At 57.4% G+C, this 16135-nt stretch carries 19 protein-coding genes and 1 pseudogene; 17 read left to right on the top strand and 3 right to left on the bottom strand.

The window, feature by feature from the left end; genetic code table 11:
• Positions 1-28 precede the first annotated feature (28 nt).
• The 11 genes from OKW45_RS11410 (at position 29) to OKW45_RS11360 (ending at position 8687) form a co-directional block, all read left to right on the top strand.
• On the top strand, positions 29-826 hold the full coding sequence (locus tag OKW45_RS11410) for a lysozyme inhibitor LprI family protein (RefSeq protein ID WP_162634079.1): 798 nt from the start codon (positions 29-31) through the stop codon (positions 824-826).
• A 1322-nt stretch (positions 827-2148) separates the two neighbouring features.
• Positions 2149-2439 carry a hypothetical protein gene (locus OKW45_RS11405; protein WP_429468100.1) on the top strand — a complete coding sequence of 97 codons (291 nt, stop codon included), beginning with the start codon at positions 2149-2151 and terminating at the stop codon, positions 2437-2439.
• Positions 2436-2735, top strand: a complete 300-nt coding sequence (locus tag OKW45_RS11400; protein ID WP_429468098.1) for a hypothetical protein — start codon at positions 2436-2438, stop codon at positions 2733-2735. Before OKW45_RS11405 ends, OKW45_RS11400 begins: the two co-directional genes overlap by 4 nt.
• Entirely contained in the window at positions 2707-3222 is a 516-nt protein-coding gene (locus OKW45_RS11395) for a hypothetical protein (RefSeq protein ID WP_429468096.1), read from the top strand. Before OKW45_RS11400 ends, OKW45_RS11395 begins: the two co-directional genes overlap by 29 nt.
• A 370-nt stretch (positions 3223-3592) precedes the next feature.
• Positions 3593-4102 (top strand): lysozyme inhibitor LprI family protein, encoded by a 510-nt coding sequence (locus OKW45_RS11390; protein WP_429468093.1) that lies wholly within the window; start codon positions 3593-3595, stop codon positions 4100-4102.
• Positions 4103-4160: 58 nt separating this feature from the next.
• Positions 4161-5120 carry a hypothetical protein gene (locus OKW45_RS11385; RefSeq protein ID WP_429468091.1) on the top strand — a complete coding sequence of 320 codons (960 nt, stop codon included), beginning with the start codon at positions 4161-4163 and terminating at the stop codon, positions 5118-5120.
• Positions 5089-5532 carry a hypothetical protein gene (locus OKW45_RS11380; protein WP_429468088.1) on the top strand — a complete coding sequence of 148 codons (444 nt, stop codon included), beginning with the start codon at positions 5089-5091 and terminating at the stop codon, positions 5530-5532. Before OKW45_RS11385 ends, OKW45_RS11380 begins: the two co-directional genes overlap by 32 nt.
• On the top strand, positions 5529-6068 hold the full coding sequence (locus tag OKW45_RS11375) for a hypothetical protein (RefSeq protein WP_429468086.1): 540 nt from the start codon (positions 5529-5531) through the stop codon (positions 6066-6068). The genes OKW45_RS11380 and OKW45_RS11375 overlap by 4 nt, the downstream gene beginning before the upstream one ends.
• Positions 6069-6350: 282 nt before the next feature.
• On the top strand, positions 6351-7058 hold the full coding sequence (locus OKW45_RS11370; RefSeq protein ID WP_018423666.1) for a dienelactone hydrolase family protein: 708 nt from the start codon (positions 6351-6353) through the stop codon (positions 7056-7058).
• A 151-nt stretch (positions 7059-7209) separates the two neighbouring features.
• Positions 7210-7452: a hypothetical protein gene (locus OKW45_RS11365; protein WP_429468084.1), complete on the top strand. Its 243-nt coding sequence runs from the start codon at positions 7210-7212 to the stop codon at positions 7450-7452.
• On the top strand, positions 7446-8687 hold the full coding sequence (locus OKW45_RS11360) for a Zn-dependent hydrolase (protein WP_429468081.1): 1242 nt from the start codon (positions 7446-7448) through the stop codon (positions 8685-8687). The genes OKW45_RS11365 and OKW45_RS11360 overlap by 7 nt, the downstream gene beginning before the upstream one ends.
• Positions 8688-8695: 8 nt before the next feature.
• Here the strand turns inward: OKW45_RS11360 and OKW45_RS11355 are convergent, their stop codons facing one another.
• The gene (locus OKW45_RS11355; RefSeq protein ID WP_018423663.1) at positions 8696-9001 is read right to left on the bottom strand and encodes a hypothetical protein; all 306 of its coding nucleotides are present in this window, start codon (positions 8999-9001) and stop codon (positions 8696-8698) included.
• Positions 9002-9135: 134 nt separating this feature from the next.
• Positions 9136-9759, bottom strand: coding sequence for a methylated-DNA--[protein]-cysteine S-methyltransferase (locus OKW45_RS11350; protein WP_018423662.1), 624 nt, complete (start codon positions 9757-9759; stop codon positions 9136-9138).
• A gap of 299 nt (positions 9760-10058) precedes the next feature.
• On the opposite strand from OKW45_RS11350, the gene OKW45_RS11345 reads away from it, so the two are divergent.
• The 6 genes and pseudogenes from OKW45_RS11345 to OKW45_RS11320 form a co-directional block, all read left to right on the top strand.
• Positions 10059-11423 carry a leucine-rich repeat-containing protein kinase family protein gene (locus tag OKW45_RS11345; RefSeq protein WP_429468080.1) on the top strand — a complete coding sequence of 455 codons (1365 nt, stop codon included), beginning with the start codon at positions 10059-10061 and terminating at the stop codon, positions 11421-11423.
• The gene (locus tag OKW45_RS11340; protein WP_429468078.1) at positions 11420-12400 is read left to right on the top strand and encodes a substrate-binding domain-containing protein; all 981 of its coding nucleotides are present in this window, start codon (positions 11420-11422) and stop codon (positions 12398-12400) included. Before OKW45_RS11345 ends, OKW45_RS11340 begins: the two co-directional genes overlap by 4 nt.
• A 55-nt stretch (positions 12401-12455) precedes the next feature.
• Complete coding sequence (locus OKW45_RS11335; protein WP_018423659.1) at positions 12456-12590, top strand: hypothetical protein; 135 nt, start codon at positions 12456-12458, stop codon at positions 12588-12590.
• A gap of 88 nt (positions 12591-12678) precedes the next feature.
• Positions 12679-13323 carry a LysE family translocator gene (locus OKW45_RS11330; protein WP_429468075.1) on the top strand — a complete coding sequence of 215 codons (645 nt, stop codon included), beginning with the start codon at positions 12679-12681 and terminating at the stop codon, positions 13321-13323.
• 23 nt (positions 13324-13346) lie between these two features.
• A complete protein-coding gene (locus tag OKW45_RS11325) occupies positions 13347-13778 on the top strand; it encodes an NUDIX hydrolase (RefSeq protein WP_429468072.1) in 432 nt (143 codons plus the stop codon).
• A 178-nt stretch (positions 13779-13956) separates the two neighbouring features.
• Positions 13957-14292 (top strand): annotated as a pseudogene (locus OKW45_RS11320) (ABC transporter substrate-binding protein); the annotation flags it as partial.
• Positions 14293-14401: 109 nt separating this feature from the next.
• On the opposite strand, the gene OKW45_RS11315 reads toward OKW45_RS11320, so the two are convergent.
• A complete protein-coding gene (locus OKW45_RS11315; protein WP_429468070.1) occupies positions 14402-15793 on the bottom strand; it encodes a TIGR00366 family protein in 1392 nt (463 codons plus the stop codon).
• Positions 15794-16135: the final 342 nt, after the last annotated feature.

Below are 16135 nucleotides of genomic sequence, written 5' to 3'. Positions count from 1 at the left end.
CAACGTGACTTCGAAAGGGGTGTTAGGAATGAGATATCTACTTTCTATTTTTTCTTTGCTACTTTGGGCAATTCCAGTTTTCTCGAATGAGTTACCCGACACTATCAAGGGAAAATGGCAGGTCACAGAGGTGCACACAAATACCCAGTCACCGCGCACTCCATTCTACGCATGGAATGATCCGCGTCTTGTTGGACGGCTGTTTACATTCACATCAAATAATATTACGAATGACACTCCAGATGACTCCGAGTGTGTCACGCCAAGTGTTAAGGCCGCTCCCATGCGGCTCGATGAACTGATAAACAAGAGCATGGGTGGGTATGGATACCCACCCAAAAGTGCGGCAGCAGCAGACTACCGTCTTGGCCTTGGACAAAACAACAATACCCAAGCCATGCGGGTTTACTGCAATGGCGATCTGTGGAATAAAGATCTTGGTTTAGATAATGGAGTGCGAGGCTCTTGGCTATTTCTTTCGAATACCGATCAAGTTCTATTGAGATGGCGCGACGAGACCATCCTCGTCATGCATCGACTCGCAGACGATCAAAAGCCCAACCCTTCCTTTGACTGTTCAAAGTCAAACACCAAAGCCGAGAGCGAGATATGCACTTCGATTGAATTGTCAGCTTTTGATAGAAGCGTATCGCAGGCATATAAACTTGCTCTGTCCCAATATCGTGATGCCGGCAACGACTCCCGCCCGCTCACGCTCGAACAAAAAGCATGGCTTGCGAAACGCAATAAATGCGGCGAAGACAGGAACTGTCTCGTTTCCTCAATGAGAAAGCGCTTGGATGACTTGTCAAACATTTATCAATGACGTGATAATTCATCTTGGATTGGATTGGCAAAGATCAACTTTGCAGTCCAAACAACGATTCAGTCGCAAGTGACAGGTCCAGCCGTGGATTCCGGGTCCGGGAGGCCATGCACAACAATACCAGGGACCAGTCTGGATTGCGCGTTCCGGATTGAACCAGCCCGGTTCCCCGAACGGAATGTCTGCGTGGAAATCGTTTCCGTTGCAATTGAGTCAAGCCAGCTCACCGGTCAACTCGGATCTCGTGGCTTATCCGCGCGCGGAACTGAATTCGCTCGGTGACGGAAACGTTGCGGTCGACGACAACGGAGTAACCTGGTGGCGCCTCGAAGTCGGTACGGGTTCGGGGCAGGCGGCCACGGGTTGGGTTTGTGGCGGAAAGCAATCTGACGGTAGCGGAAATCACCCTGGCACGCATTGGGAGAGTCCGTGGGCATGGCCGGGCTTTGAAATCGTCGACGCAACGGGCATTAATCTCACTGACGCTTTCAAGCGAAACCTCTCCGTCACTGGTTCGGCAAACCCAAAAGAACAGAAGGCATTCGCACCGTCCACTGAGGCCGTAGGCAACAGCGCGCTCTGTCAAAGCTCGAGCAGACTGTAAGTCGTTTGTCGTCGTCGAGCGGCACAAAGGACCAACAAGGCAAGGATGGCAGTGTAATTGTGACTGCGGTCAAGTTGCGACAAGCGCTCGGGCGCCGGTGGCTGGCAGGTGAGCTGGGCCACGTCATCCTGAAGTATGAAAGTGAATGGGGAGCTGGCACGAGTCGGTGGGAAGCACTTACGCCACTCATGCGTAACGCAGCCGAGAACTGGAAATGCGAACTGGAGCGCATCAAGAAGCTCCAGTGGTGGGATTCGGTCAAGGGCAAGGTTGACGGGTTCCCCTCTAGTCCGGTAGCCAATCACATTCATCCGGTTGCACTGGTTGCGAATTTCACTCGTTCCGAAAGTTGTGCAATCACGGTTGGATTTCTGGAAAAGATACTGGGTAAGACCGGGGACTAGTTTACGGGAAAGGGCGGCACAGCATCGTTTCAACTCCACTTTCCTGAAAAATACCCGAACATCTACAAATACGACAAAGAGAGGTTTGTTTCGCTGCTGAACAGCAAAATGAAGTCATACAATATCATTGATTGCTATCAGAAAGCGCACTTCCTCTCTCAATGCTTTCATGAATCTGCGCGATTTGAAACGACCATCGAGTTCGCTTCGGGCGATGGATACAATCCTGGAGTGCATCAGGGTGCCATCAAGAACGGAAATACGACGATGGGTGACGGCCCCAAATACAAAGGAAAGGGTCTTATCCAGCTAATGTGGAAAATACGTACAAAATGTATTCCATGTATAGGGGGATTGACTTTGTTTCAAATCCCGACCTTGTTGCATCCGATATGGAGAACGCGATTGATGCATCTTGCTGGTTCTGGCGTCACAAGGGAGGGATTACGAAAAAGTACTGCGCGAACGGTGACATCAACATTCTCATTGAGCATGAGAATAACAATGTTGCCATGATTACGCTCGCCGTCAACGGTGGACACAACGGATTACCGGAGCGTCAGGCGTTGTTTGACAAGATCAAGAATGAGTGGGGCTTGAAGTGAATCTTTCAGAGTTAAATAGACTGCTGGTCTCTGGCCTCATCTGCATGGCAGTCATGGTGCCGCTCCATGCGTTTTCGGACCAATCGAGTGCCAACGTGCTTTCGATTGATACTGCTGGCGCAATTCAGGTTTGCAACACGAAATCCGGTTGCAAAAACATTGCTCCGACTGCTGATCTAAAGAAGGCTATTGATGATGGATATGAAAATATATCTATTGTTGATATCTATAAGGATGGTAATCAGGAGGTGGCGGCAACAAGCACCGGTGGATGTTCTCGCTTTTTTTTCATTTAATCGAACGACGCATACATTTTCTGCTTTGGATTTTGTGGGTAACGGCAAGGATATCTGTAACTACAAAATCGATAAAAACCATTTGATCAGCTCGTATAAGCTCGATTCGAAGCAATATGAAGATGTCTATGAGGTCAGAAATGGTGCTTACCAGATCGTTTTGAGCGACGGATGCGTCGGCTGTGACCAGGTAACGCGCTCGGTCTACCAGGATGGGAGACTGTCAGGGAAACTGCTCGTGACCAATCAAAGGAGTTATTCCGAGCGTCGCCCAGTCACATCGTCAGTGACGGCTAACAAGGCATGGCTCTACTCAAGACCTGAGAATACTTCTATTAACAAAATGTATCTCGTCAAAGACGACAAGGTTCAACTGCTCGAATTCAATGATGCGGACGGCCTTTGGTACCTTGTAAAATATATCACAAAAGAAAATAAAGCAATTCTTAAGTGGATAAAGTGCGAAGATTTGGCGGTATGCAATTAAATTGCAAAACTTGACTACGGAGGATGGTTAGGGATGAGGTATTTTTTTATTTTGACGATGCCATTTTTGGCAACCTGTTAATCAAGGCCAGGAAATGGTAGATAAAGCGCATCTGAAAACCAGAGAGCATATGCGTGCGATCCGGGCAGACGTTCAGGCCCAAAACCTATTGGATGTGCCAGCGCAACTACGGCGAATGAAGAGTTTGTGGGATGGCAGTGGACAGGGCGGACTTGTGGATGGACGCGAAAAAGAAGCCGTCTTGTTTGAGGCTGGGATAAACTGTAATTGCTGGAATTAGTCTCATGAAAAAGATAATAATCCTTCTGATTTTTGCCTTCACGCCCTTTGTGCGAAGGCATCGCAATCCATGTTTACCAGCAACGTCACCAAAGAGCTTGAAGCATGTGCGAGGGAAAATTTCGAATATTCAGACCGAATCCTAAATTTGGCCTATAACGACCTGGCAACAAAACTGTCTCCTGCTGACAAGGGAGTTCTCGTTCAGGCAGAGAAAGAGTGGCTCGCATACAAGGATGCCACTTGCCAAGGCGCCTATGACGCCACATCCCCTGGTGCGGAGGTCGGAATTGATAAATGGACATGCCTAGATCAGATAACAAGGGCACGGACAGAAGAAATTCAATATTTAAATACCGGAATTGGGGCGCTGGGATTTTATAAGGCGTTAGATATAGTTCCAACGCTTTACGAAAATGGTTTGCGGGAAAAATTTACATCAAAATTAACAGATATTTTTTCCAAGAAGGAAGATAAAAACTGGCACTCGTATGTCGAAGCCAATTGTAAATTGGCTGTTGCCCGGGTGCATGAAGATAAATCTGATTGCATTGCGAGGCAGGTATTCTATCGATATTAGATCACGCGAATTTGTATTTTATGCTCAAAAATTCGAAGAATTGGATTGAGGCAGCGCGATGAGAAAAATTTTCTTCTCGATTGTGCTCGCGTTTTTGCCTATGGTAGCGGCACCTGCCGCTGTGCCTTATCAACTTCCAGGCATAACGATTTGTGATGCGCAATCTGGTTGCGCTATGGCTATTGATGACGACGGTTTTCTACGGGATTCTGCATCTCACGAAAAAATCTTCGATTTGCCATTTAAGCAAACTGTTTCTGATAGCTATTCCCTACTAAGATCGGGGAAATATTACATTGTTGAAAGTAGCAACACCACGTCTTCACGTAACTGGGATCTACTCCTCCTTACGTATGTACATGGGTCGGCACGTGCCGAACGAGTGATCTCCCTTTCGAGGGGCTTTGCCATGACGTCGCCAAAGTTGTACTGGAGCGGCTATGAGTGCAGAGGTGACGTTCAGCCTGAGAGGCAATCGTCTCCGTTTGATGCTGCAAAAATGGCTCTCTGCGGCGGAGGTCATCAGCCTGATTCGTTGCGTCTGGGCAAGAATTCTGTCATCGATGCAGCAAAAAAACACGGTTTAGTAGTCGATATCCCCGTTTATGGAATTGCATCGAATAAGAGCACAACGTATTTTTTCCCCGGAGTAGATGAACCTGATGCTGGTTCATTACTTTGCGTGGAAAATTGCAAATCTGGAAAAGAGGCATTCGGACGATATGGCGGATGGATCGGCCATACGTTCTGGATTGATGCCGAACTACAACAATCAGACAACCGTTTCAATTTGACAGGAAGTTATATTTACATCGGCAAGAATGAAGAAATCAAACTAACCGGTAGCTTTGCAGATGGCAAACTGAATTTACGAGAATCGGCCCCTGAAGGCACAGGCGCCAAACAAGAATATGCCGTATTTGAAGGATATGGCTCAAACGATGCTTTCGCAGGAAAATGGCGCTCTGCTAATTCAGGGAAAATTTATGAGTTTTTTATTGCATCCCGTGTTTACTGATGCCGAAGCTGTTGCCAACCGCGCATATGCTGGGAAAAATGGAAATAGCGCCGACCGTAGCCAGCGGAGACGGCTAGAAATATCGAGGGAGAGGCCTGAAGCAAACCATTGGAAGGGAAGTTACAGAGCCTTTACTAATGGATATGCGAGATATTGGACTTCCGATTCTCAGAATTTTGAAGCCAATCCTGAGCTTCTGGCAACCACAAAATACGGAACGAGGTCCGGCGTAGATTATTGGCTTTCGCACAACCTTTACGAGATTGCTGATCAAACAACTGCACCCAATGCTGACTCAAAGGCTAACGCAATTACGGCGCTAATTAATAGCAATACTGACAGTTACGGACTTCGGAGAGACAACTATCACCGAATCATGAATGCAGGTATATTCAGAGGTATTGGGGCATGAGAAACGTATTCTATTCCATTCTAAGACTTGCAGGTTTTTTGCTGGCATTGTCGTCAGTTTCAACGTTCGCAGCCACCCCCGTCGATGCGTCTGGAAACGAAAGACTACGTATTGATTTCCTTTCAGTTCCCGATTGGATCGAGATAAGCCATATCGAGCAAGTACCGGAAAAGCTTGTGATTCAACTTCTTCCAAAGGGCGGGGATGCGATTCCGATTTCAACATTCAATCAGGATGGCCCTACCTTTCCGGAATTAGCTAGTATTTTCAAAAACAAGGTAGATGCAAAGCAGGTGCTATTTGCGATCGTTAAATGGCGATGCTACCTATCTGGAGTCGATACGGAGGGCGACTACTATGAGGTACATGCATACGAGGCTCAAAAAAATGAAAACGGGGAGATTGTTTTTTCGGAAAACAAAAAAATATCAAATTTCTATGGTTCCGGGTTTGATGGAAAACAGGAGGGGAAAATAGTTAAATTCCGGTTTAAAAATGCTTCGGCAATTAGGAATAGTCTAAGGCAGAATCAATAAAATTAAGTAATGTCATGGCCTATTCCGGTTTTCACAAAGATCGAGTACCCGAAGCCCCCAAGTGGCAGGTCTCAGAGCTTTCAACACGAAGCGGCTGCGGGCGTGTTTCGCGTCGACGAATCAATTAACGAATTTTTTCCTTATGTATGATCCTCATACTGTTCGATTCACATAACGCGCAGATTCCGCGGGATCACGCTCGCGCGTTGGCACGATTCCGATTGAACAGAAAACGGGGTAGTGGCGCTATGCTAGCGGTTTCTTCTACTCGAGGAGCGACCGATGACCCAACACGCAGGTTCGATGATCACGTTCAACCGTCCCGATGGCAAGCAGCTACAGGGCTATCTCGCGAAGCCTGAAAAAACCGCGGGTGCGCCCGCGGTCGTCGTGATCCAGGAATGGTGGGGCTTGAACGATCAGATTCGCGGCGTCGCCGATCGCCTCGCGAAAGCCGGCTACTTCGCGCTGGTGCCCGATCTGTATCGCGGCAAGTCGACGGTCGAAGAGGATGAGGCGCACCACTTGATGAGCGGCCTCGATTTCGCCGATGCCGCAACGCAGGACGTGCGCGGCGCGGTCCAGTATTTGCAGCAGCACGCGGCGAAGGTTGGCTTGACCGGCTATTGCATGGGCGGCGCGCTGACGTTTCTCGCGCTGTGCAACGTGCCTGAAGTGGCGGCCGGCGTCGTCTGGTATGGCTTCCCGCCGCTCGACTATATCGACGCGTCGAAGATGAAGGTTCCGGTGATGGGCCACTGGGGTCTGCAGGACGAGTTCTTCGCCGCCGACACCGTCGACGCGCTCGAAAAGAAACTCACCGACGCGAAAGTCGACGTCGAGTTTCATCGCTATCTGGCGCGTCACGCGTTCGCGAACGAAACGGCGGTCGGGTCGGGTCGCATCGCGAGGACGCAATACGACCCGGTCTGGGCGCAACAGGCGTGGGATCGTACGTTGACGTTCTTTGGCCGCACGCTCTGGAAATGAGTTGGTGAATGGCGGAAGCGGACGGCTCGTCCGCTTCGTCAGAGTGCCCGCGGTCGCGGCGCTTTCTTGATACGGCCGTCCGAACTGTGCCGCACGTTGTCCACGATGGACGCGCCCGCGGCTCAGGAAGCGCTCCACACCTGCGTTGTCGATGGCGGCGGCGTTCGGCAAGGAAACAGGCTTGACCGGCAGTGCGCGGGCGGTGGCACGCACCGCGATGTTCACGGCAGCGCGCCGCTATATCGACGCAAATCCCGGCCAACCTGATCTGACGGTCGACAGCGTGCTGGCCATGTCGCAGCTGTCGCGGCCCACGCTGTATCGATTGTTCGAGCCGGAGGGTGGGCTTCACGCGTATATCCGCAATCAATTCATGGAGATGACAACGTGGTGAAGATCGATCCTGACCGACTGATGGCCGACCTCAAACGGCTGCGCGGTTTTGGCGCGACCGGTCCCGGCGTGGTCCGGCTCGCGCTGTCGCCGGTCGATCTGGCGGCGCGCGAATGGCTGGTCGGCCGGATGACGGAGGCGGGGCTCGACGCGCGCATCGACGGCGTCGGCACCGTGTTCGGACGCTCGCGCAATAGCGGGCCCGCGCTCGTGATCGGCTCGCATACCGACACGCAGCCGACCGGCGGCTGGCTCGATGGCGCAATGGGCGTGATGTACGGACTCGAAATCGCCCGCGCGCTAGCGGAGCATGACGCGACGCGGCACCTCGCCGTCGACGTCGCGTCGTGGATCGACGAGGAGGGCACTTTCTCGGGCCTGCTCGGCAGCCGCAGCTTCGTCGGCGAGGCGGTCGACGACTCGATTCGCGGCGCGACGAACCGGCAGGGCGAACGCCTCACCGACGTACTCGAGGCCGCTGGACTGGCGGGCCGGCCGCGTGCCCGTTTCGAGGCAGGGCGCCAGGTCGCGTATCTGGAGCCGCATATCGAGCAGGGTGGACGGCTGGAAACGATCGGCAAAGCGATCGGCGTCGTCACGACGATCGTCGGGTTGCGCGAATCGCGGCTGCGCTTCACCGGTCAGCGCAATCACGCGGGCACGACGCCAATGGCGATCCGCCGCGACGCGGGCGCGGCGCTGGTCGCGTTCATCGCGCGGATGAACGACGCGTTCGGGCAACTGGCGGACGCGGATACCGTCTGGACCGTGGGCCGCATCGATCTCGATCCGGGCTCGATGAGCGTCGTGCCCGGCGCGGCCGACATGTACCTGCAATTCCGCGATGCGAACCCGGCACGGCTTCAGGCCATGGAACGCGCGCTCGCGGAACTGGTGCGCGATTTCAACGCGCACGACGCGGTGAGCGTCGAATTGCAGACACTCGACGAGCCGATCGAACCGGTCAGCATGGACGCCACGCTCGCGGAGCACATCGCGCGAGCCGCCGAAGCACTCGCGCCGGGCCAGTGGTTGCGCATGCCGAGCGGCGCCGCGCACGACGCGCAGGTGATCGCGCGTTGCATGCCGGCCTGCATGATGTTCGTGCCGAGCATCGGCGGCGTGAGTCACGACTTTATCGAGGACACGGCCGAGGAGCATATCGTGCTCGGCTGCCAGGTCGCGGCGACGGCCGCGGCTTCGATGCTGCTGCAGCTATCGGCTGGGCATTCCTGAGGGCCGCGCTATTTCCACTTGTCGCCGAGCGCGTCGAGTCCGGCTTTCTTCAGATCCTCGGGCAGCATCGCGATGCGCAGCTCGCAGTCGGCGTCGAGCGTCAGGAACCACGGTTCGGCAAGCGCGGGGATCGCCGATGCATCGGCGACCTCGACGACCGCCACCGCGCCGCGTTTGCCCTGCTGCTCGGTGAAGTAGATCGCTTCTGGTTTCATGTCATCGAGGATCTTTCTCATCAGGTCGCCGATTCGGCCTTCGCGCACGAGTGTGCTGAACGGTTCGTTCGGTATTTGTATGTTGAGAAGCATGCGCATGTCATCCTCCTGTTCGATACCCCAAAGGGCATCTTAAGGATAGGTGTTGCATGCGCGGCCGGTGGCGTTGATCGCAGACGAAGCATCGGCGAATACGGCCGATGGGTGGCGCGTCGTGCTGGGTGTGCCCTGCTTTAGCTGCCGAACAGCGAACCCTGCGTTCCCCGACTCGGCGGACGATGCGCCGGTTTCGCGGGTGCATCGTCCTTGACCGGTTGCGGCGCGTTTCGCTTCGGCGCCAGCCGATGCGCGTCATCGGCCGCTGCTTCGAGCGAGGTCTGCCCCGCCTCCAGCGAAAGCAGCAGCATCTTGTTGGCGAGGCCGCCGGCGAATCCGGTCAGCTCGCCCGAAGCGCCGATCACGCGATGACACGGCGCGACGATCGAAATCGGATTCCGGCCGTTTGCCGCGCCCACCGCGCGCACCGCATTGAGGTTGCCGATCTGCTGCGCGATCTCCGAGTAGCTGCGGGTCTGGCCGAACGGGATGGTGAGCAGCGCGCGCCAGACCTGCTTCTGGAACTCGGTGCCCTGAAAGTCGAGCGGCAGATCGAAGGCCTGACGCGTGCCCGCGAAATACTCGCGCAATTGCCGCTCGGTTTCGACGAGCACCGCGAGTTCGTTCGCTTCGCGCATTTCGCCGAGTCGCACGCGGTTCGGCTTGTCGTGCTCCCACAGAATCGCGGCAAGGCATTCGCCTTTCGCCACGAGCTTCAACTGACCGACCGGCGAATCGATCAACTTGTATGTGTACGTCACTTTCTCAGGCTCCTGACAGGGTGGAGGCGCAAGGTTCGCGAGGCGGAGGCGTTTCTTCGACCGGACGCGGAAAGCTGCATGAAGGCTGCGCCGTTGTCCAATAGTGTGTCGCTTGTGTCGCCTGAACGCGCTCCAGATATTGCTGTCTCATTCGCATTCGACACGGCCGCGACGAGCCTGACCATCGCAGCGATCACGTCACTGTACCGCAGAGCACCCCAGATGGCCTTTGACTCAGTAAAATCGACAGCTTCGGTACGACGCGCTGCGGGCGCTGCCCGATCTTCTTTCCCACGACTGTGACCACGACTTTAGAACAACTGCGGGCCGGGCGACTGGCGGGTGCGCGCGAACTCAAACTCGCGTGCGGCCTGAGCGAATTTCCGCGCGAGATTTTCGATCTCGCCGATACGCTTGAAGTGCTCGACCTGTCGAACAACGCATTGACGACGCTGCCGGACGATCTGCCGCGTCTGCGCAAACTGCGCATCCTGTTCGCGTCCAATAACCCGTTCACCGAATTGCCCGGCGTGCTCGGCGAATGCGCGCAACTGAGCATGATCGGCTTCAAGTCGAATCGCATCCGCGAGGTGCCGGCACGCGCGCTGCCGCCGCTGCTGCGTTGGCTGATTCTGACCGACAACGACATCGAACGCTTGCCCGCGGAGCTCGGCCGCTGCACGCAACTGCAGAAGCTGATGCTTGCCGGCAACCGGCTGCGCGCGCTGCCCGAGGAGTTGGCCGCATGCACGCGGCTCGAACTGCTGCGGCTCGCGGCGAATCGTTTCGATGCATTGCCGCGTTGGTTGCTGCGTCTGCCGCGGCTTGCGTGGCTCGCGTATGCGGGCAATCCGTTCAACGCGGCGCTCGAACAGGCGGCCCTCATCGACACACCGATCAGCGGCATTCGTTGGGATGCGTTGCGGCTCGAACGGCCGTTGGGCGAGGGCGCATCGGGCGTCATCTATCGCGCGGCGCTGCACGCGGACAACGAGCCCGCCCCGCGTGCGGTCGCCGTCAAGCTGTTCAAGGGCGCGGTGACGAGCGACGGTTTGCCCGACTGCGAGATGGCTGCTTGCATTCGCGGCGGCGAACATGCGAACCTGATCCCCGTGCTCGGCAAGGTGATCGGGCATCCGTCGGATACGCATGGCCTCGTGATGGGATTGATCGATTCGCGCTTCACCAATCTCGCCGGTCCGCCGAGCCTCGCATCGTGTACGCGCGACATCTATCGCGACGACGCGCGCTTCGACCTTCCGACGGTGCTCGGTATCGCGGGCGGCATCGCTAAGGTCGCGAGTCATCTGCATCGGAGCGGCGTGATGCACGGCGATCTGTACGCGCACAATATCCTGCACGGCGGCGCGGGGCGCGCGCTGCTCGGCGATTTCGGGGCGGCGTCGTTTTTTGACGCCGGCGATCGCGAGCTCGCTATCGCGTTGCAGCGGCTCGAAGTGAGGGCGTACGGCTGTCTGCTCGAAGAACTGCTCGAGCGTTGCGACGTACCCGGTGGACTCGACGCGCAACTCGCCGCCCTGAAGACGCGTTGTCTGAGCGAAGACATCGACAGCCGGCCGCTCTTCGACGAAATTGCCGCCAGCGTCGCGTCGTTCGATCGGCACCTCCGCAACCGGCACCCCCGCGAAGGAGTCAAGCCATGACGCAGAACATGCGCCGCCGCGTGCTGCTCGCGAGCGCGCTGGCCGCAACTGGTCTCACTGGCGTCGCGCTGTTCGCTGACGATGCCGGCGCCGAAGTGCTGCCCGGCACGAAGCCGAAGATCGCGCTCGTACTCAAATCGATGTCTGAACCGTTTACGGTCGCGATGGTCGACGCTGCGCGCAATTACCAGGACCACTTCTCGTCGCAATTCAGCCTGACGATTCGCGGCACGGCCAAACAGACCGACACCGCCGCGCAGATCCGCATGGTCGACGAGGCGATCAGGGCAAAGGTGAACGCGATCGTGATCGCGCCGACCGACTCGAAGGCGCTGATCCCGGTGATCGCGCGCGCGATCAAGGCCGGCATCATCACGATCACGATCGACAACCCGCTCGACGATGCGGCGCAAGCGGCCGCCGGCATCTCGGTGCCGTTCGTCGGGCCGAACAATCGCAACGGGGCGAAGCAGGTCGGCCAATATCTGGCCACGCGGCTGAAGCCCGGCGATCAGGTTGGCATCATCGAAGGCATTTCGGTGAGCAGCAATGCGCAGCAGCGCACGGCCGGCAGCCGCGATGCGATGGATGCCGCGAGCGTGCAGGTCGTCGCGGTCGAGCCGGGTGACTGGGAGTACGGCAAGGCCCGCGACGTGGCCGCGAAAATGCTGGCCGAGCACCCGCAACTGCGCGCGCTGTTATGCGGCAACGACAACATGGCGATGGGCGCGGTCGACGCGATTCGCGACGCGGGTCGCGGCGGCGGCGTCTATGTCACCGGCTACGACGCGATCGATGCGATCAAGCCGCTACTCGCCGACGGCCGCGTGCTCGCGACGATGAACCAGTTCGCTGGCCGCCAGACCGTGTTCGGCATCGACTTCGCGTTGAAGGCGGTGACCGAGCGGCGCAAGCAGCGCGAGTTGTCGAAGGTGATCGAGACGCCGCTGCAACTGGTGACGGCCTCGAAACGTTGAGGCGACGCGCGACGTCGTCCGGCGTATCAGCAAGGCCGATGCGCAGGCTCTCGCGATGCACTACATCGAGCGCGTGCGCATTCCCGGGCAGGTGCACAAGTACCCGACGCAACTATCGGGCGGCCAGCAGCGCGTCGCGCAAAGCGCGCGTTTGAAGCAGTTCTTGTGTCAGGTCGTGCGTACCGATTAGCGCGCAGCCACGCCGACCGCGATTTTTTCCGTGGCATGATGATGTCCGGTGTATTGGTATTCAACTACAACGAACCGTTGGGCCTGCCATGTCCTTTCATACCTGGTTGCTTTTCGCCGGTGCCTATCTGCTCACCACCATTTCGCCGGGACCGAACGTTCTGCTCGTGATCCGCAATTCGGTCCGCTATGGAAACCGCGGCGCGGCGGCGAGCGTTGCCGGTAATCTGCTCGCGCAAGGAGTCGTCGTCGTGCTCGTGGCGCTAGGTGTCGGCGCGGTATTGACGACGCTGCCGCCGCTCTTCGTCGCGATGAAAGTGCTCGGCGCGGGTTATTTGATGTATCTCGGCGTCAGGCAACTGCGCGGCGGCAACAAAGAGGCATCGCGGGCCGCGCAGCCGGCGGGCGTCGCATCGTCCGCTTATACGTTCGAGCGCAAGAAGGTATTCCGCGAAGCCTTGCTCGTGTCGGGCAGCAATCCGAAGACGATGATCTTTCTATCGGCGTTCATGCCGCAATTCATCGACCACGAACGCGGCCTGTCGGAGCAGTTCATCGTGATGTATCTGACGATCGCGGTCACCGTCGCGCTCGTGCACACCATTTATTCGCTCGGCGTGCGCGGTATCCATACGCGCGTCGGAGCCAGCCGTTGGGTCGCGGCCATCAAACGCGGCAGCGGGCTCGTCTTCGTCGCGCTTGGCATCAAGCTGCTGACCGCGCAACGCGGCTAGTCCGTCATGATGCCGGCAAGAAAATGAGCCGAATGCAAAGCATCGTCGATGTGAACGTGCTGTTCCTGAATGGGCAGGGCGAGTGCCTTTTCATCCAGCGCGCGAATACCGGTTTCAGGGACGGCCAGTACGCGTTGATTGCGGGCCATCTCGAACCGGGCGAATCGATCGAGCAATGCGCGATTCGCGAATCGAAAGAAGAAGCGGGTGTGACGATCGCGCCCGGCGCGCTCGAATTCAAACTCGTGATGCGGCGCGACTCGGACACGAACCGCATCAGTTTCTTTCTCGTGTGCCGTTCATGGCAAGGCGAACTGGCGAACATGGAGCCGCACAAGTGCTCGGGATTCGTGTGGGCGAAGCCGAACCATCCGCCGGCACCGGTCGTCGACTACGTGGCGGCCGCTCTCGCGCATATCCGCGACGGTGTGATGCTGGCCGATTTCAAGCCGTGATTCGCAGAGTTGCTGCTTATCCCGTCACTTTTGCTGACGATGTCCTGAACGAATCAAACCCACAAAATCGCGCTGAATCGAGCGACGAAACGACCGCCAATTGACGCGGCTCCAATCGGGATTGCGCGGCAATCTGTCGCTTGCGCCGGTTTTGCGTTATTGTGCTGCACCAAATCCGGCGGCGGGCAACGTGGTGTGCTCGCAGGCCGGCATGGCCGTCGAGCGCATGAACGGCGGCGCGCAATTCGCGGCGAAGTACACGAAGCGCTTCGGTCATCCGATCGAATTCGACGCACCGTTCACGTACGATGCGGTGTATATCGTCGTCGACGCGATGAAGCGCGCGAACTCGACCGATCCGGCGAAGGTGCTCGCCAAGGTGTCGGGCACCGACTACAAGGGCGTGACCGGTGAAACGACGTTCGACGCGAAGGGCGACCTTCAGCACGGCGTGATCTCGCTGTACGCCTATAAGGACGGCAAGAAGACGCTGCTCGACGTCGTGAAGATGTAAGAACGGTAGACGCGGTAAAAGCGGTAAAAGCACAAAGGGCCGATGAAGCACTGCTTCATCGGCCCTTTGCTTTAGCGGTAGTGGCCTCGTTCGACTCAGGCCATTGCACTTACGGCACGAGCCACAACGCCACCGCGTAAATCACCAGCGACACCGCAAAAGTCACCGCGGTATAGCCCATCACGCGCTGAATCCGGATACCCGCAATCGCGACGATCGGCACGGCCCAGAACGGCTGCAGCATGTTCGATACGTTCTCGGCCATCGCGACGCCCATTGCGGTGCGCGGCACCGACGCATGCAGGCTGAGCGCCGCGGGCAGCACGAACGGACCCTGCACCGCCCAGTGGCCACCGGCGCTCGGCACCAGCAGCGTGATGATCAGCGAGCTCAGATAGCTCCACAGCGGCAGCGTGACCGGCGAGGCGATCGTCACGAACGCCTTCGCGATCATCGACGCGAGACCCGTGCCCTTCATGATGCCCATGATCCCGCCGTACATCGGATATTGCAGCAGCATCGAGCCGGTCTGACGCGCGGCGCGGCGGATCGAATTCGCGTATGCGATCGGCGTGCGTTGCAGCGCGAGACCGATCATCAGGAAGATCAGGATCGTATTGTTGATGTCGAGATCGAAGCCTTCCTTGTGCCACGTCATCGCCAGATAGCCGATGCCGAGCGCGAGCAGCAGCAGCGTGCCGAGCATTGACTGTTCGAGGCGCGCCGCGAGCGATGTCGCACCGCTCGCGCGGGCATGCGGATCGTCGCTCGGGGTGTCGGCGGCTGCTTCGCCGCTCTGACGAAACGCGACGACGTTCTCCGCCCTCGGATGCATTTTGATGAAGATCACGGTCATCACGACGACGACCAGCACGGTCGGAATGAACACGAACGGCGCGAAGATGGTTTCGCTGAGCGGCACCACGTGGCCAGTCGCTTTCTCGACGAGGTTCAGCGCATTGCCGTGCGACGCCTGCGATAGCGCGATCGAACTCGACAGCCCGCTATTGCAGATCGACCAGGCCGAATAGCTGCCGGCGACGAGCCACGCGAAATCGACGTCGACGCGCCGCGCGATTTCCCGCGACAGCAACGCGCCGACGATCAGCCCGAACCCCCAGTTGAGCCACGCGGCAACCGCGACGACCGGAAACACGAGCAGCGCGGCGCGCGTCGGCGAGTTCGCGTGCGAGGCGAGCGCGCGCAGACCACGTTGCACGATCGGCGCTTCCGCTATCGCGAAGCCGGTCGCAAGGATCAGGATCATCTGCAGCGCGAAGCCCAGAATGCCGAACGTGCCGGTGTACCAGGAGTCGAGCAGCGTCGGCAATGTGCCGGTCGGCGCGATCAGCATCGCGAGCACGGCGACGAAGAACGTCAGGCAGATCGATAGCACGAACGGGTCGGGCATGACCTGCTCGAAAACATACACCAGACCTTCGACGATGCCGCGCGAAGCGGCCGGTCGGCCGGCGGCGTGAGGGGGAGTGTCTCGCTTCATGTGTGTGACTCTGTGTAGTGCCCGGCCCTGTGCTGGGCGGAGGGGCGGGTACGGCGCGCCGGCGCGGGGTGCTGGCGCGTATTGGCGGCAAACTTGCCTTACCTGATCTTGATCACAGCGGACAGATTGGCGCGAATCCAGGAGGGTGGGCCCAGGCTTGGGCGCGACTGGCCTCGAACCCGGCGTTGCGCTCGAAACGACCTCTGTTTCCGTTTCAATGTTCTTACAGTGAACACGGTTTCGTTAAACGAACGCTACATTATTCGCGGTGGGAGCGGGCAATGTCAAGAAAACGTGAAATCGGCTGAATGTCGCCGCATCGATTAATATCTTTCACGACCT

This window comes from Paraburkholderia lebeckiae (genome assembly GCF_050436225.1).
Taxonomy (GTDB): domain Bacteria; phylum Pseudomonadota; class Gammaproteobacteria; order Burkholderiales; family Burkholderiaceae; genus Paraburkholderia; species Paraburkholderia tuberum.
Note: the sequence above shows the minus strand (reverse complement) of the source record. Positions and strands in the feature narration are given on the sequence as shown.

What these genes read in the sequence shown, in the direction of transcription:
- OKW45_RS11375 (WP_429468086.1), top strand. Translation starts at nt 5,529, where the DNA reads ATGAGAAACGTATTCTATTCCATTCTAAGACTTGCAGGTTTTTTGCTG.
- OKW45_RS11325 (WP_429468072.1), top strand. Translation starts at nt 13,347, where the DNA reads ATGAGCCGAATGCAAAGCATCGTCGATGTGAACGTGCTGTTCCTGAAT.
- OKW45_RS11340 (WP_429468078.1), top strand. Translation starts at nt 11,420, where the DNA reads ATGACGCAGAACATGCGCCGCCGCGTGCTGCTCGCGAGCGCGCTGGCC.
- OKW45_RS11380 (WP_429468088.1), top strand. Translation starts at nt 5,089, where the DNA reads ATGAGTTTTTTATTGCATCCCGTGTTTACTGATGCCGAAGCTGTTGCC.
- OKW45_RS11410 (WP_162634079.1), top strand. Translation starts at nt 29, where the DNA reads ATGAGATATCTACTTTCTATTTTTTCTTTGCTACTTTGGGCAATTCCA.
- OKW45_RS11385 (WP_429468091.1), top strand. Translation starts at nt 4,161, where the DNA reads ATGAGAAAAATTTTCTTCTCGATTGTGCTCGCGTTTTTGCCTATGGTA.
- OKW45_RS11335 (WP_018423659.1), top strand. Translation starts at nt 12,456, where the DNA reads ATGCACTACATCGAGCGCGTGCGCATTCCCGGGCAGGTGCACAAGTAC.
- OKW45_RS11370 (WP_018423666.1), top strand. Translation starts at nt 6,351, where the DNA reads ATGACCCAACACGCAGGTTCGATGATCACGTTCAACCGTCCCGATGGC.
- OKW45_RS11315 (WP_429468070.1), bottom strand. Translation starts at nt 15,793, where the DNA reads ATGAAGCGAGACACTCCCCCTCACGCCGCCGGCCGACCGGCCGCTTCG.
- OKW45_RS11330 (WP_429468075.1), top strand. Translation starts at nt 12,679, where the DNA reads ATGTCCTTTCATACCTGGTTGCTTTTCGCCGGTGCCTATCTGCTCACC.
- OKW45_RS11365 (WP_429468084.1), top strand. Translation starts at nt 7,210, where the DNA reads ATGGCGGCGGCGTTCGGCAAGGAAACAGGCTTGACCGGCAGTGCGCGG.
- OKW45_RS11390 (WP_429468093.1), top strand. Translation starts at nt 3,593, where the DNA reads ATGTTTACCAGCAACGTCACCAAAGAGCTTGAAGCATGTGCGAGGGAA.
- OKW45_RS11355 (WP_018423663.1), bottom strand. Translation starts at nt 9,001, where the DNA reads ATGCGCATGCTTCTCAACATACAAATACCGAACGAACCGTTCAGCACA.